This is a genomic window from Phyllobacterium sp. RCAM01083, from assembly GCF_055685835.1.
Map to the genome: position 1 here is coordinate 2,654,328 of NZ_JBVFZN010000005.1, position 15,397 is coordinate 2,669,724.

12 protein-coding genes are annotated in these 15,397 nt (G+C 60.8%); 7 read left to right on the forward strand and 5 right to left on the reverse strand.

The features are described from left to right. The first annotated feature begins 127 nt into the window (after nucleotides 1-127). The 6 genes from mutS to ACZ25R_RS19880 all read left to right on the forward strand — a co-directional run bounded on the left by mutS (nucleotide 128) and on the right by ACZ25R_RS19880 (nucleotide 9,813). Nucleotides 128-2,848, forward strand: coding sequence for a DNA mismatch repair protein MutS (gene mutS / locus ACZ25R_RS19855; RefSeq protein ID WP_472462525.1), 2,721 nt, complete (start codon nucleotides 128-130; stop codon nucleotides 2,846-2,848). A gap of 112 nt (nucleotides 2,849-2,960) precedes the next feature. Then, nucleotides 2,961-5,771 carry a [protein-PII] uridylyltransferase gene (locus ACZ25R_RS19860; protein WP_472461977.1) on the forward strand — a complete coding sequence of 937 codons (2,811 nt, stop codon included), beginning with the start codon at nucleotides 2,961-2,963 and terminating at the stop codon, nucleotides 5,769-5,771. Nucleotides 5,772-5,808: 37 nt separating this feature from the next. Continuing rightward, nucleotides 5,809-7,407, forward strand: a complete 1,599-nt coding sequence (gene murJ, locus ACZ25R_RS19865) for a murein biosynthesis integral membrane protein MurJ (protein ID WP_464662293.1) — start codon at nucleotides 5,809-5,811, stop codon at nucleotides 7,405-7,407. Between the two features lie 131 nt (nucleotides 7,408-7,538). Next, nucleotides 7,539-8,618: a tryptophan--tRNA ligase gene (gene trpS / locus ACZ25R_RS19870; protein ID WP_223612263.1), complete on the forward strand. Its 1,080-nt coding sequence runs from the start codon at nucleotides 7,539-7,541 to the stop codon at nucleotides 8,616-8,618. Between the two features lie 27 nt (nucleotides 8,619-8,645). Then, a complete protein-coding gene (locus ACZ25R_RS19875; protein WP_464662290.1) occupies nucleotides 8,646-9,134 on the forward strand; it encodes a universal stress protein in 489 nt (162 codons plus the stop codon). Between the two features lie 100 nt (nucleotides 9,135-9,234). Beyond that, complete coding sequence (locus ACZ25R_RS19880; protein ID WP_472461978.1) at nucleotides 9,235-9,813, forward strand: NifU family protein; 579 nt, start codon at nucleotides 9,235-9,237, stop codon at nucleotides 9,811-9,813. 79 nt (nucleotides 9,814-9,892) lie between these two features. Here the strand turns inward: ACZ25R_RS19880 and ACZ25R_RS19885 are convergent, their stop codons facing one another. The 5 genes from ACZ25R_RS19885 to xylF form a co-directional block, all read right to left on the reverse strand. Next, nucleotides 9,893-10,309 (reverse strand): PIN domain-containing protein, encoded by a 417-nt coding sequence (locus tag ACZ25R_RS19885; protein WP_472461980.1) that lies wholly within the window; start codon nucleotides 10,307-10,309, stop codon nucleotides 9,893-9,895. Further along, nucleotides 10,306-10,554, reverse strand: coding sequence for a FitA-like ribbon-helix-helix domain-containing protein (locus ACZ25R_RS19890; protein WP_464662287.1), 249 nt, complete (start codon nucleotides 10,552-10,554; stop codon nucleotides 10,306-10,308). Before ACZ25R_RS19890 ends, ACZ25R_RS19885 begins: the two co-directional genes overlap by 4 nt. 138 nt (nucleotides 10,555-10,692) lie before the next feature. Further along, a complete protein-coding gene (locus ACZ25R_RS19895) occupies nucleotides 10,693-11,472 on the reverse strand; it encodes an ATP-binding cassette domain-containing protein (protein ID WP_472461981.1) in 780 nt (259 codons plus the stop codon). 13 nt (nucleotides 11,473-11,485) lie between these two features. Next, the gene (locus ACZ25R_RS19900) at nucleotides 11,486-12,793 is read right to left on the reverse strand and encodes a sugar ABC transporter permease (protein ID WP_464662283.1); all 1,308 of its coding nucleotides are present in this window, start codon (nucleotides 12,791-12,793) and stop codon (nucleotides 11,486-11,488) included. 86 nt (nucleotides 12,794-12,879) lie between these two features. Then, the gene (gene xylF / locus ACZ25R_RS19905) at nucleotides 12,880-13,920 is read right to left on the reverse strand and encodes a D-xylose ABC transporter substrate-binding protein (protein WP_223612268.1); all 1,041 of its coding nucleotides are present in this window, start codon (nucleotides 13,918-13,920) and stop codon (nucleotides 12,880-12,882) included. Between the two features lie 214 nt (nucleotides 13,921-14,134). On the opposite strand from xylF, the gene ACZ25R_RS19910 reads away from it, so the two are divergent. Beyond that, the gene (locus ACZ25R_RS19910) at nucleotides 14,135-15,379 is read left to right on the forward strand and encodes an ROK family transcriptional regulator (RefSeq protein ID WP_346305973.1); all 1,245 of its coding nucleotides are present in this window, start codon (nucleotides 14,135-14,137) and stop codon (nucleotides 15,377-15,379) included. The last annotated feature ends 18 nt before the right edge of the window (nucleotides 15,380-15,397 follow it).

Genomic DNA, 15,397 nt, shown 5'->3' on the forward strand with positions numbered 1-15,397 from the left:
CAGGACGAACATCATCTGTGGAGAAAACCGCCGATGATGCGCCTGCACGGTGTGTAAAGTTCCCGATAGCGCATAGATTGGTCTTCTGATCGGAATCGGTCAAAATCAGGAGAACGTCTTGGCCGACATGCCATTCACTGCGGAAACACCATCCTATGAGGCTGACAGCTCGGCGCGCCCAACGCCGATGATGGAGCAGTATATCGAGATCAAGGCGACCAATCCGGACAGCCTGCTGTTTTACCGGATGGGCGATTTCTACGAGCTGTTCTTCGACGATGCCATAGCCGCGTCCCGCGCGCTCGGGATCACGCTGACCAAGCGCGGCAAGCATCTGGGCGAAGATATCCCGATGTGCGGCGTGCCGGTGCACGCGGCGGACGACTATCTGCAGAAGCTGATCATGCGCGGCTTCCGGGTTGCGGTGTGCGAACAGGTGGAAGACCCGGCTGAAGCGCGCAAGCGCGGATCGAAATCCGTGGTGAAGCGCGATGTCGTGCGGCTGGTCACCCCCGGCACGCTCACAGAGGAAAAGCTGCTCGATCCCTCCGAAGCCAACTATCTCATGACGCTGGGCCGGGTGAAAGGCGCGGCGCAGGGCCAGTTTGCCCTCGCCTGGATCGATATTTCCACCGGCACGTTCCGGGTCAGCGAAACCGATCCGTCGCGGCTGCTTGCCGATATTCTGCGCGTCGATCCGCGCGAACTGATCGTTGCCGATCCGGTGTTTCACGATCCGGACCTGCGCCCGACATTCGATGTCATCGGGCGCTCGGTCAGCCCGCAGCCGCCAAGCCTTTTCGACAGCGCCACGGCGGAAAACCGCATACAGCGCTATTTCGACGTGGCCACGCTCGACGGCTTCGGGCATTTTTCGCGCGCCGAACTGTCAGCCATATCGGGCGCCATTGCCTATGTGGAAAAGACACAGATTTCGGAACGACCGCCGCTGATGCGGCCCGAGCGGGAATCGGAAGGCTCCACGCTTTTCATCGACCCGGCCACCCGCGCCAATCTGGAAATGCTGCGCACCTTGTCGGGCAATCGCGACGGCAGCCTGCTCAAATCCATTGACCGCACGGTTACCGGCGGCGGCGCCCGGCTGTTGGCCGAGCGGCTGACCTCGCCGCTGACAAAACCCGCCGCCATTGCGGAGCGGCTCGATTCCGTCTCCTGCTTTCTCGCCGGACAATCCCTCGCCGATCTGGCCCGCGAAGCATTGAAGGGCGTGCCGGACATGCCCCGCGCCCTGTCGCGCCTTGCCGTCGGGCGCGGCGGTCCGCGCGATCTCGGCGCACTCGCGCGCGGACTCGAGGCTGCCGCCCAAATCGCTTCTTTCCTGGGCAGGGAAGTGCTTCCCGCTGAACTCTCCGCCGTCCGGGATTGCCTTGGCAGCCTGCCCCACGACTATGCCGCTCACCTTGACCGGGCGCTCGACGATGAACTGCCTCTGCTGAAGCGTGACGGCGGCTTCGTGCGGCCCGGATACAATGCGGAACTCGATGAGATGCGCGCCTTGCGCGACCACTCCCGCCGCATCATTGCTGGTCTCCAGGCCGATTACATGGATCTGACCGGCATCCGCTCGCTCAAGATCAAGCACAACAATGTGCTTGGCTATTTCATCGAGGTCACGGCGAACAATGCATCCGTGATGACCGATACGGATGAGGCCAAGGGCAAATTCATCCATCGTCAGACCATCGCCAATGCGATGCGGTTTACCACGACGGAGCTCGCCGAACTCGAAACCAAGATCGCCAATGCCGCCGAACGGGCGTTGTCGATCGAACTGGGCATTTTCGACGTGCTGACCGGGGAAACGGTTGCCAATGCCGACGCAATCCGCGCCGGCGCTGCAGCGCTGGCAACCCTCGACGTCTCGGCATCGCTCGCTGCCCTTGCCGAAGAGCAGGGCTATTGCCGCCCGCTGGTCGATGACACCCTCGCTTTCGAGATCGTTGCCGGACGTCACCCCGTCGTGGAACAGTCGCTGCGCCGGCAGGCGGCCAATCCGTTCGTGGCCAATGACTGCAATCTCTCGCCCGAGGGTGCGGCCAAAGGCGCGATCTGGCTCCTGACCGGACCGAACATGGGCGGTAAATCGACATTCCTGCGCCAGAACGCATTGATTGCCATATTGGCGCAGATGGGATCGTTCGTCCCGGCCGGTTCGGCGCATATCGGCATTGTCGACCGCCTGTTCTCGCGCGTCGGCGCATCGGACGATCTGGCGCGCGGCCGGTCGACCTTCATGGTGGAGATGGTGGAAACAGCCGCCATCCTCAATCAGGCCAGCGACCATTCCCTGGTCATTCTCGATGAGATCGGCCGTGGCACCGCGACCTTCGACGGCCTGTCGATTGCCTGGGCGGCAGTGGAATATCTGCATGAGAAGAACCAGTGCCGGGCGATTTTCGCCACGCATTTCCATGAAATGACCTCGCTGTCGGAAAAGCTGACGCGCCTGAGCAACGTCACCATGCGGGTGAAGGAATGGGACGGCGACGTCGTCTTCCTGCATGAGGTGGCCAAGGGCGCCGCAGACCGCTCCTACGGCGTGCAGGTGGCGCGTCTGGCCGGATTGCCGGAAGCCGTGGTCAACCGCGCCCGCGACGTTCTGCATCAGCTGGAAGCCGGTGAAACCTCGGGTAAGGCTGACAAGCTGATCGATGACCTGCCGCTGTTCTCGGTCGAGGTCAAACGCGAGGTGAAAGCGCCTGCCAAAGGCAAGGACAGTGCGCTGCTGGCAGCCCTTTCGGCAGTCAATCCCGATGAAATGACGCCGCGCGAGGCGCTTGACGCGCTCTACCGGTTGAAAGGCCTCGCCACAAACCCGACATCGTGAACGCATTGGGGGCACGCTTGCCCCTAGCGGACACAGTGTCTTCAAAGGTAAGCATTTCGTTTATGGCAAATACGCGCTATAGCGTGCGGCCATCATTCATAAAGTCGTGTTCATGAGCGCAGACCTGAAACTGGAACAGATCGTCAGTCCGGCCAAACTTCATCGTCAGTTTGAAGATCTGGTCAAGGCGGCAAAAAAACAAGGCGCCGCTTCCGTCAATCGCAATGACGTGCTGCAGCTCCTGAAAGAGACACTCGTTTCGGGTCGCAAGACTGCCGAGGAGATGTTGAAAAAGGACGGCGGCGGCACACGCTGCTCCGTGCGCCTGTCCTATCTGATGGACCAGATCATTTCGGCGCTCTACGATTTTGCGATCACCCATGTCTATCATTCGATCAATCCATCCACGGCAGAACGGATGACGGTGGTGGCGGTTGGCGGCTACGGCCGCGGCGGGTTGGCGCCCGGTTCCGATATCGACCTTCTGTTCCTGCTGCCCTACAAGCAGACCCCGTGGGGCGAGCAGGTGGTCGAGTACATCCTCTACATGCTCTGGGACATGGGCCTGAAGGTCGGCCACGCCACGCGCAATGTCGACGAATCCATCCGCCAGTCGCTCGCCGACATGACCATCCGCACCAGTATTCTCGAAGCCCGCTACGTCTGCGGCAATGACGAGCTTTTCACCACATTGGTGCGCCGCTTCGATACGGAAGTCGTCAAGGGGACGGGACCGGCCTTCATCGAGGCCAAGCTGACCGAGCGCAACGAACGGCACCGCAAGGCCGGTGCGACCCGCTATCTCGTCGAACCGAACGTCAAGGAAGGCAAGGGCGGCCAGCGCGATCTGCACACGCTGTTCTGGATCGCCAAATATTACTACCACGTCAAGACCAGTGACGAACTGGTCAAGCTTGGGGTGTTGTCGCGCGCCGAGCACAATATTTTCCGCAAGGCCGAAGACCTTTTATGGGCCGTGCGCTGCCATATGCATTTCTATACCGGCAAGGCGGAGGAACGGCTGTCCTTCGATATCCAGAGCGAGATTGCCCAGCGGCTCGGCTATACGGCACATCCCGGCCAGCGCGATGTCGAGCGCTTCATGAAGCACTACTTCCTCGTCGCCAAGGAAGTGGGCGACCTGACGCGCATCATCTGCGCCGCGCTGGAAGAAGAACAGGCAAAGCATGTTCCCGGTTTCAACCGGATTTTCCTGACCTTCTCGCGCCGCAAGCGGAAACTGCCGGGAACATCGGATTTCGTCGTCGACAACCACCGCATCACCATCGCCAATGATGGCGTTTTCCAGAAGGATCCGGTCAACCTCATCCGCCTGTTCCACCTGGCCGATCAGCATGGGCTCGAACTCCACCCCGATGCGATGCAGCTGGTGACCCGTTCCCTGTCGCTGATCAAGGCGGATTTACGCGAAAATCCCGAAGCCAACCGCCTGTTTCTTGAAATCCTGACCTCCGAACGCAATCCCGAACTCATCCTGCGGCGCATGAACGAATCCGGCGTGCTGGGCAGGTTCATCCCGGATTTCGGCAAGGTCGTCGCGATGATGCAGTTCAACATGTATCATCACTACACGGTCGACGAGCATCTCTTGCGCTGCATCGCCGTATTGTCCGAGATCGATCACGGCGACCTCAGCAATGAGCATCCGCTGGCCAACCAGATCATGCCAGCCCTGAAAAAGGACCGCAAACTCCTCTACGTCGCCCTCTTGCTGCATGATATCGCCAAGGGCCGGCCGGAGGACCACTCACTTGCCGGTGCGCGCATCGCCAAGCGCGTCTGCCCGCGTCTGGGCTTGTCCAAGTCCGATACGGAAACCGTGTCGTGGCTGGTCGAGCAGCACCTGACCATGAGCATGGTCGCCCAGTCGCGCGATCTCAATGACCGCAAGACCATCGAGGACTTTGCCGAGATCGTCCAGACGCTCGACCGGATGAAACTGCTGCTGATCCTCACCGTGTGCGATATCAAGGCGGTCGGACCGGGCGTGTGGAACGGCTGGAAGGGCCAGCTGCTGCGCACCCTGTTCTACGAAACCGAACTGATGCTGACCGGCGGTTTCTCGGAAGTGTCGCGCAAGGAACGCACCGACCACGCCCGCGCCCAGCTCGAACATGCCCTGTCATCCTGGCCGCAGCTCGAGCGCCAGTCCTATCTTGCCCTGCACTATCAGAACTACCTGCTGACGGTCAGCCTCGACGACCAGATCCGCCATGCCAATTTCGTGCGCGAATCCGACAGTTCGGAAAAGACCCTTGCGACCATGGTCAAAACCCATGACTTCGAGGGCGTCACCGAAATCACGGTTCTTTCGCCCGATCATCCGCGCCTTCTGTCGATCATCGCCGGCGCCTGCGCTGCCGCCGGCGCCAATATCGTCGATGCGCAGATCTTCACCACGAGCGACGGCCGCGCGCTCGATACGATCCTGATCAGCCGCGAATTCCCGACCGATGACGACGAACGCCGCCGCGCCATGCGGGTGGGGCGCCTGATCGAGGATGTGCTGTCCGGCAAATCCTATCTGCCGGAGATGCTGGCATCGCGCACCAAGCCGAAACGCGCGGTCAAGGCGTTCCGCATCACGCCGCGCGTCGAAATCAACAACACGCTATCGAACAAGTTCACCGTCATCGAGGTCGAGGGACTGGACCGTCCGGGTCTGCTCTCCGAGATCACCGGTGTCATCTCCGATCTGTCGCTCGACATCGCTTCGGCGCATGTGACGACGTTCGGCGAAAAGGTCATCGACGTGTTCTACGTCACCGATCTTGTCGGCCACCAGGTCACCAACGGGGCGCGGCAGAACCGCATCCGCAAGAAGCTGCTCGCCCTGTTCGGCGAAGGCGATATCACCACGGCCCAGCCGCAGCGGCACAACATCCTGATGTCTGCAGAATAGGTTCAGCACCCATGTTTATTCGGAATCTGGAACAGATATGAGTCTGGTCAAAAAATTCGCGACGGTGGCCTCCGGCACCCTGATGAGCCGTGTCTTCGGGCTGACGCGTGAAATGCTGATGGCAGCGGCGCTTGGCACCGGCCCCGTCGCCGATGCCTTCAATGCCGCCTTCCGTTTCCCCAACACCTTCCGCCGCCTGTTTGCCGAGGGCGCGTTCAACGCAGCCTTCGTCCCGCTGTTTGCCAAGGAGATCGAGGCGAACGGCATGGATGGGGCAAAGCGCTTCTCCGAGGAGGTGTTCGGCGTCCTGTTCACCGTGCTGATGGCGCTGACCATTCTGATGGAACTGTCGATGCCGCTGATCGTGCGCACGGTGATCGCGCCGGGCTTCCTCGACGATCCGACCAAGTTCGGCAATACCGTGTCGATGGCGATCATCATGTTCCCCTATCTCGCCTGCATGTCGCTGGCGGCGATGATGAGCGGCATGCTGAACTCGCTGCACCGCTATTTTGCTGCCGCCGTCGCCCCGGTTTTCCTCAACGTGATCCTGATCGGCGTGCTCGCCTATGCCTGGTACAAGGGGCATGACGGTATCACGATCGGTTACGGCCTCTCCTGGGGCGTCATGGCGGCAGGACTGGTGCAACTGGCCATCGTCTGGTTTGCCGTGCGCAATGCCGGCATTTCCATCGGCTTCCGGCTGCCGCACTTCACGCCGAATGTGCGGCGCCTCTTGGTGCTGGCCCTGCCCGCGGCCATCACCGGCGGCATCACCCAGATCAACCTTCTGGTGAACACGAACATCGCTTCCGGCAAGGAGGGCGCGGTGACGTCGCTCGCCAATGCCGACCGCGTCTATCAGCTGCCCCTCGGCGTGGTGGGTATTGCCGTTGCAACGGTACTGCTGCCCGAGCTTGCCCGTGCCTTGCGCTCCGGCAACCACAGGGAAGCCGGCAGTCTGCAGAACCGGTCGGTCGAGTTCATCCTGTTCCTGACGCTGCCGGCGGCGGCAGCACTGCTGGTCATGTCCGAGCCGATCATCCGCCTGCTGCTCGAGCGTGGTGAATTCACCGCCGAATCGACGCGGCGCGTGTCCAATATTCTCGCGGTCTACGGCCTTGGCCTGCCCGCATTCGTGCTGATCAAGGCTTTCATTCCCGGCTTCTTCGCCCGCGAAGACACCAAGACACCGATGATCTATGCCGCGGTTTCCGTTGTTATCAATGTCAGCATGGCGCTGACGCTGTTTCCGCTGATGGCCGAAACCGGTATTGCCACGGCCGAAGTGACGGCCGGGTGGGTCAATGCCATTCTCCTCTTCGCAACGCTGGTGTGGCGCGGGCATTGGGGCCGCGACATCCCGCTGCTCACCCGCATTCCACGCCTGATCTTTTCGGCGGCGGCCATGGCTGTTGCCCTGTATTACGCCATCCATTGGGCCAAGCCCTATCTTGCCTCCCATACGCCGGTGCATATCCAGGCGCCCGTGGTCTTCGGCCTGATCATGCTGTCAATGGTTGTCTATTTCATCCTGGCCTTCGCAACCGGCGGCGCCAGTTTCAGCATGATCCGCCGCAATGTGAAACGCGGCGCCAAAGCACCGGTTGTGCCGCCGGAGGGCCCTGCGGCATGAGCGTCTCCTGACGCTCAAATAGCCTTCGCCGGCCCGATAGGGCTTGAATAGAGCGCCTTGCTCTGCCAAAACCTCCTCTCCATTGCCACCGGGCCGGAACGGCCCGGTCCCCGAACGATCAAGGACTGTTCATGAGCACGTTTGAGCCGCTCGTCTTTTCCGGTGTCCAGCCAACCGGTAATCTGCATCTCGGCAACTATCTGGGAGCGGTGCGGCGTTGGGTTGCCTTGCAGGAAAACAACAATTGCATCTACTGCGTGGTCGACCAGCACGCCATCACGCAGGCGGTTTCCGTCTGGGGCGGTCCGGCCGAGCTGCAGCGCAACACGCGCGAAGTAACCGCCGCGTTCCTCGCCGCCGGCATTGATGCCGAGAAGCATATTGTCTTCAACCAGAGCCGCGTGCGCCAGCATGCCGAGCTTGCCTGGGTGTTCAATTGCATCGCGCGCATGGGCTGGCTGAACCGCATGACCCAGTTCAAGGACAAGGCAGGCAAGGACCGCGAGAACGCCTCGGTCGGCCTCTTCGCCTACCCCAACCTGATGGCGGCCGATATCCTTGTCTACCGCGCCACCCATGTGCCGGTCGGCGAAGACCAGAAGCAGCATCTGGAGCTGACGCGCGACATCGCCCAGAAATTCAACACGGACTTCTCCGATCGCATTGCGGAACTCGGCCTCGGCATCGAGACCCAGTCCGGCGATGAAACGATCCAGAGCTTTTTCCCGCTGACCGAACCGGTCATCGGCGGTCCGGCTGCGCGGGTGATGAGCCTGCGCGACGGCACGAAGAAAATGTCGAAATCCGATCCATCCGACCTGTCGCGCATCAACCTGACCGATGACGAGGACACGATTTCGAAGAAGATCCGCAAGGCAAAGACGGATTCCGAGCCTTTGCCATCGGATATCGAGGGCCTGAACGATCGCCCGGAAGCCGACAATCTTGTCGGCATCTATGCCGCCCTGACCGATACGGACAAGGCGGGCGTCATCCGCGATTTCGGCGGCCAGCAGTTCTCCGTGTTCAAGCCGGCGCTGGCTGATCTGGCGGTGGCAAAGCTTGCGCCGATTGCCAGCGAAATGCGCCGTCTTTCGGCCGATACCGCCTATATCGATTCCGTGCTGAAAAATGGCGGCGAGCGTGCAGCTATATTGGCGGAGAAGACGATGCGCAATGTGCGTGATATTGTCGGATTCCTTCAGGATTAGGCTCAACAGTCAGGGCAGGTTGAACAGATGGTATCAAGACGTCTCAGCCGTGAAGCAGGGCACCGCCGCAAGTTCCTGGCGGTGATCGACGAAACGCCGGAATGCGAGCGGGCGGTTGCCTATGCCTCGCGCCGCGCCAAGACCACGAACGGCGTGCTGGTCCTGCTGTTTGTCATCGACTCCGCCGACTTCCAGCAGTTTCTGGGGGTCGAACAGATCATGCGGGCGGAAGCCGAGGAACGGGCACATTCGACGCTGAGCAAGTTTGCCGCTTCGGTGCGGGAAACCATCAATATCGAATCCGAGCTTGTGGTGCGCGAAGGCATTACCGCCGAACAGATCCAGAAGCTCATCGAGGAAGACCAGGATATCGCCATTCTGGTTCTGGCGGCAGGTTCCGGCAAGGAGGGACCAGGACCGCTGGTCCAGACTTTGGCGGGGCGCGAATCCTTCTCGATTCCCGTCACCGTCGTGCCCTATAATCTCTCGAACGAGGATATTGACGCAATCACATGATTGCATCTTGAAACCGTGATACACTCTTGCCTTGAAGAGACTGGCCGAAAGGCCTATATGCCTTTGAACCGTTCTAAACTAGACACGCGAGATATCCGCCATGTTCATCCAGACCGAAGCAACGCCCAACCCGGCGACCTTGAAATTCCTGCCTGGCAAGGTTGTGCTTGAGGAAGGCACGGCGGATTTCCGCGATGCGGCAACCGCTTCGGAAGCCTCGCTGCTCGCCGCCAAGATTTTTGCCGTTCCCGGCGTGACCGGCGTGTTCTTCGGCTATGATTTCGTCACCGTCACCAAGGCCGAAGGCCCGGAATGGCAGCACCTGAAGCCGGCCATCCTCGGCGCGATCATGGAACACTTCATGTCCGGCGCTCCTGTCATGGCGAGCGCCACATCGGTCGCAGCCACAGCCCAGATGGAAGGCGACGGCGAATTTTTCGATACGGCCGACACCGAGATCGTCGACACGATCAAGGAACTGCTGGAGACCCGCGTGCGCCCTGCCGTGGCGCAGGATGGCGGCGATATCACCTTCCGCGGTTTCGAGAACGGAACGGTTTACCTGCACATGAAGGGCGCCTGCTCCGGCTGCCCGTCTTCTACAGCAACGTTGAAGCATGGCATCCAGAACCTCCTGAAGCATTTCGTGCCGGAAGTTCAGCAGGTCGAAGCGATCTAACGCGCTTCCAGATTGATCCAGACAAAGGCCGCGCAAGCGGCCTTTTTATTATCTCGAGAGACACGTCATCCAACGGCGTTCATTGCCAGGGGTCGACAATCTCCAGTCCGCAATCGGCAAAATCCTTGACATTCCGTGTCGCCAGCCTCGCCCCTCGGGAGTGCACGATGGCGGCGATCTGTGCGTCGAACTGGCTGATCGACTTGCCGGCCCGGCGCCTCTCCGAAAAAATATCAGGGTAGGCCGCTGCGGCCGAACCATCGAATGGCAGGATGCGACCGGCGAAATCTTCGCTGAACATCAGCCGGGCCATATCGGTCAACGCGGATTTGCGTTTTCCCTCCGAAAGCAGCGACAGGCCGTACAAAATTTCCGCCTGGGTGATCGTGGTCGTGAACAGTGAGACCACCGGCTGCTCCGCAAGCCACTGCGCCACGCGCGGGTCGGGCTCGCGTTTCATCATTTCCGAAATGACGTTTGTATCGAGGACGATCATTCGTTGAAATCCACAGGGTTGCGCGGTGCTTCGCGTGGTGCCATCGGCAGGTCAACCCCGCCCAATGCCTTGAAGCGGCTGTGAATGGCTTCGGCAAGATTGGCTGGCGCAACTGATTCCTTCGACAACGCCGCCCGCAGAATATCGCGTGCCTCGTCCTCCATGGATTTTCCGTGCTGTGCGGCCCGAACACGCAGCCGCGTCTTCAACTGTTCATCCAGATTCCGGATCGTCATGCTGGCCATCGGCATCTCCATTCATCAATGAGTACATATTAAGCAATGATTGCACTGCATTCAATGACGATATTGATTTGTCGAACCGCCCAAATGCAAACAGCCCCGCAAGGCGGGGCTGCTGCGAAAACGCTTGCAAACAAACTGTCAGTTCACGGCGCCGGGTCCGGGTATCGCACCGGGCGGGCATTTGCCGAGGATGATCATGCCGAGCACCTCGTCCTCGGTGACATCCCCCACCTTGGCGGTGCCGACCACCTGGCCGTTTTTCATGACGGCCACCCGGTCCGCGAGATGAAAGACATCGTGGATGTCATGACTGATCAGGAAGATGCCGATACCTTCGCTCTTCAGCTGCATGATCAGCTCGCCCACCTGCGCGGTTTCCTGTGGTCCGAGCGCGGCTGTCGGCTCGTCCATGATCAGAATGCGGGCATTGAACAGGATCGCCCGGGCAATGGCGACGGACTGCCGCTGCCCACCGGACAGGGCCTTGACCGGATCCTTGAAGCGCTGGAAGCGCGGATTGAGCCGCCCCATCACCTCGCGCGCGCTGTGCTCCATGGCGACGTCATCGAGCGTGCCCCACGGCGTCATCAGTTCACGCCCGAGATAGAGATTGGCGGCCGTGTCGACATTGTCGGCCAGGGCCAGCGTCTGGTAGATCGTCTCGATGCCGTAGGCCTTGGCATCGCGCGGATTGCCGATCGAGGCTTCCTCGCCATTGACCTTGATCGTGCCGCTGTCGCGCTTGTAGGCACCGGACAGGATCTTGATCAGCGTCGATTTGCCGGCGCCGTTGTGGCCGAGCAGGGCCACCACTTCGCCCGGATAGAGATTGACGGACGCACCGTCGACCGCACGGATACCGCCGAATGCGATCGAGATATTGTCCATGTCGATGAGAGGTGTCTGTGCAGTGCTCATGGTCTTTCCTCCCTCACGCGGTACGGCGGCGATAGATGGTGTCGAGCCAGACGGCGATCACCAGAACGATACCGACAACAATGTTCTGCAGCGGCGTATCGAGGCCGAGAAGCACCATGCCCGAGCTCAGCGACTGCATGAGCAGCGCGCCGATCATCGCACCGGCGATGGTGCCGACGCCGCCGGCCAGCGACGTTCCGCCAATCACGGCGGCGGCAATGGTCAGAAGCTCGTCCAGCGTGCCCTGGGCATTGGTTGCCGCGTTGAGGCGGGCGGTCGAAATCGCACCGGCGATGGCACAGAGAATGCCCATGATGATGAAGATCTTCATGGTGACCCAGCGCGTGTTGATACCGGCGAGATCGGCAGCTTCGGGATTGCCGCCCATGGCGAAGACATAGCGGCCGAAACGGGTCCGCGTGGTCACGAATGTCATGATGATCCCGGTTGCCACCGCAATCAGCACCGGTATGGCGATACCATGCGAGATGAACAGGCCGCCGTCGGGAATGGTGATGTTGTTGGCATCGGCATATTTGCGCACGATGCCGATGGGCCAGTAATAGGCATTGGCAATCGAGACGGCCCCGAGCACCAGGACGCAACTGATGGCGGCCATGAACACTTCGGCCCAGACAGGACGGCGCGGAAAATTGAAACGCTGACGCTGGCGGCGGCTGTTGGCCACCATGATCACGATGGCGACGCAGGCGGCGATGCCGAGAATCCAGCTCCACATGGAACCGATGGAGCCTTCCGGACCGCCGCCCATCAGGCGGAAGGTCGAGTCCATCGGTGCGACAGTACGGCCCGACGTGACCCACCAGGCGGCGCCGCGCCAGACGAGCAGGCCGCCGAGCGTCACGATGAAAGCAGGAACCCCGAGAAAGGCGATGATGAAGCCTTGAAAGCCGCCGATGACGGCACCGGCGACAATGCCAATGCCAAGCGTGATGATCCAGGTGGCGGGATGTTCGAAGCCGATGAGTTTCGGCAGCATTTCCGTCTGCATGACACCCATGATCATGCCGATGAAACCCAGCAGCGAGCCGACCGACAGGTCGATATTGCGCGTCACGATGATCAGCACCATGCCGGTCGCCATCACGGCAACGGATGACGTCTGCACGGAAAGATTCCACAGGTTGCGCGGTGTGAGGAACTGGCCGCCGGAGAGAACCTGGAATGCAATCCAGATGACAACCAGCGCACCGATCATACCCAGAAGCCGGGTATCAAGTTCGGTGGCTTTGAAGAAGCGGGCGGTAAGGCCAAGTTCGGAGGCGCGGGCCCGGTCAATACTGACTGCCGGATCACTCATTTGTCTCTCCCCAGTTTCAGGTTCTTTTTAAAACGCCGCCGATCCAGTGGACCAGCGGCGCTCAATATTAGCAGATTATTCAGGACTTACTTGCAGGCTGCGACCGAACCGGCCTTGACGCCCTGGCAGACAACGTCCTTCTTCACCCAACCCGCGTCGATAATGACGTTGAGGTTGTCCTTGGTGATCGGAACGGGCGTCAGGAACACGGCATTGACTTCAACCTTGTTCGCACCGCCGGCAAACTTCTGCACATGCGGAATGTCGCCCATCTTCTTGCCGTCGGCGAGTGCCGCGGCAATACCGGCTGCTTCCTTGCCGAGCTCACGCGAGTCTTTCCAGACCGAAACGGTCTGGGTGCCGAGCGCAATGCGGTTCAGGGCTGCGAAATCCGCATCCTGACCGGATACGGGCACCGTACCGGCAAGCCCCTGGGCCTGCAGGGCAGCGATGGCGCCGCCGGCAGTGCCGTCATTGGCCGCAACGACAGCGTCGATCTTGTTGTCGTTCTTGGTCAGGAACTGTTCCATGTTCTTCTGCGCATTGGCCGGCAGCCAGCCGTCCGTATAGGCTTCGCCGACATTCTTGATCTTGCCGGACGCGATGGCGTCCTTCAAAACTTCCTGCGCGCCGGAGAAGAGGAAATCGGCGTTCGGATCGGCCGAGCTGCCCTTGATGAAGGCGTAATTGCCTTCCGGCTTCACAGCCAGGACACCGCGCGCCTGCATGCGGCCGACTTCCTTGTTGTCGAAGGTGATGTAGAACGCATCCTTGTTTTCGATCAGGCGATCATAGCCGACGACCGGAATACCTTCAGCGACCGCCTTTTCAACAGCTGGTCCGATTGCGCTCGAATCCTGCGCAAGGATGATCAGGGCATTGGCGCCCTGGGCGATCAGGCTTTCAACGTCGGTGAGCTGCTTGGAAGCGGAAGACTGGGCATCGGCCGAAATATACTTGTCGCCATTGGCTTCAAGCGCTTTCTTGATGGCAGCTTCATCTGTCTTCCAGCGCTCTTCCTGAAAGTTGGACCAGGACACGCCAATGATCTTGTCTTTCGCCAGCGCAGGGCCGGCCAAAGAAACGGCAAGAGCAACACCCGCCAGAGCGGTTGCGTATTTTTTCATGATAATCCTCCCAGTGCACATGGCACGTTGATCCCGTCGGATGTCAGGCCTTTCACCTCCGGCCAGTCACCCAAACCTCTTTATTTCGAGGCTCGAAAAAAATAGTGACTTAATTTCATTTCCATGTCAACATAGAATCTGATCTGCTAAGTTATTGCGTTGCAACAATATTTTTGCATCGCATCAAAAAAAGATTTCGGGAGGAGATCGTTCGTTGGTAGATGAGATAGCCCGGCCGGACGATGTCCGGCGTCAGAATCGCAGGCTCGTCCTGGCCGCATTGCGCGGCCATGATCTCCTCTCGCGCACCGATATCGTGGCCCAGACCGGCCTCAGCGCATCGACGGTTTCAGCCATCACCACGGCCCTCATCGCCGAAGGCATTGTCAATGAAAGCCGCGACGGCGATGTCACGGCCAACCGCCGCGGCCGCCCGCAGGTGGCACTGACGCTCAACCCGGAAATCGCGACAATCGCCACGGTTGAACTGGCCCTCAACCTCGCCCACACGGTGCTGTTCGACTACAAGGGACAGGTGATCGCGCAGGAAATCCGCCGTATCCCGACGCTCGATGCAAGCGCCGGCGACCTGAGCCGGGCGATCTGCGAAATGCTTGACGGCCTGCTCGCCGCCATGCCGGGCAGCGCGGGCAGGCTCATGCACATCTCCATGGGCGTGCAGGGTGTCACCGATGCCGCCAGCGCGACCATGCTCTGGTCGCCGATCACGCCCGACATCAATGTGGCTTTCGGCGAAATCCTTTCCGCACGCTACGGCGTCAGCGTTGCGGTTGCCAATGATTGCAGCATGATTGCCGAGGCGCTGCGCTGGACCGATCCGGAACATTACGCCGAAGACTTTGCCGCCATCCTCCTGTCGCACGGCATCGGCATGGGCCTTTATCTCAAGGGCAAGCCGTTTCTCGGCGTCCAGTCTTCGGGTGCCGAATTCGGCCATATGCTGCATGTCCCCAATGGCGCGCTCTGCCGCTGCGGCCGCCACGGCTGCATCGAGGCCTATGCCAGTGATTATGCCATCCTGCGCCGGACAGCGGGCGAGGACGAACAGGCCCAGCCGGCCCAGGATGTCGATGCCGCTTCCTTCAATGCCGTGGCCGACCGCGCCCGCAGCCGCGACGGTGCGGAGCGGGCGGCATTCCGCAAGGCGGGACAGGCCATCGGCTCCGGCCTGCGCAGTCTTTTCTCGCTGATCGATCCCGTGCCCATCGCACTTGTCGGGCCCGGCGCCGGTGTCTTCGACCTCATCGAGGCGGACCTGCGGGAAATCGTATCCGGCACGACCGGCTGGGGCGGCAAGCCTGACCTGACCATCCGCTGCTATCCCGACGAGCATCCGCTCATCCTGCAGGGTTGCATGATGACGTCCCTGCTGCATCTCGATACCCAGCTTTTCGCCCCCGGCGATCTGCGTGAAGCACCGCTGCGGCGGGCGATCTAGCCTCCACATTTCAAAGGA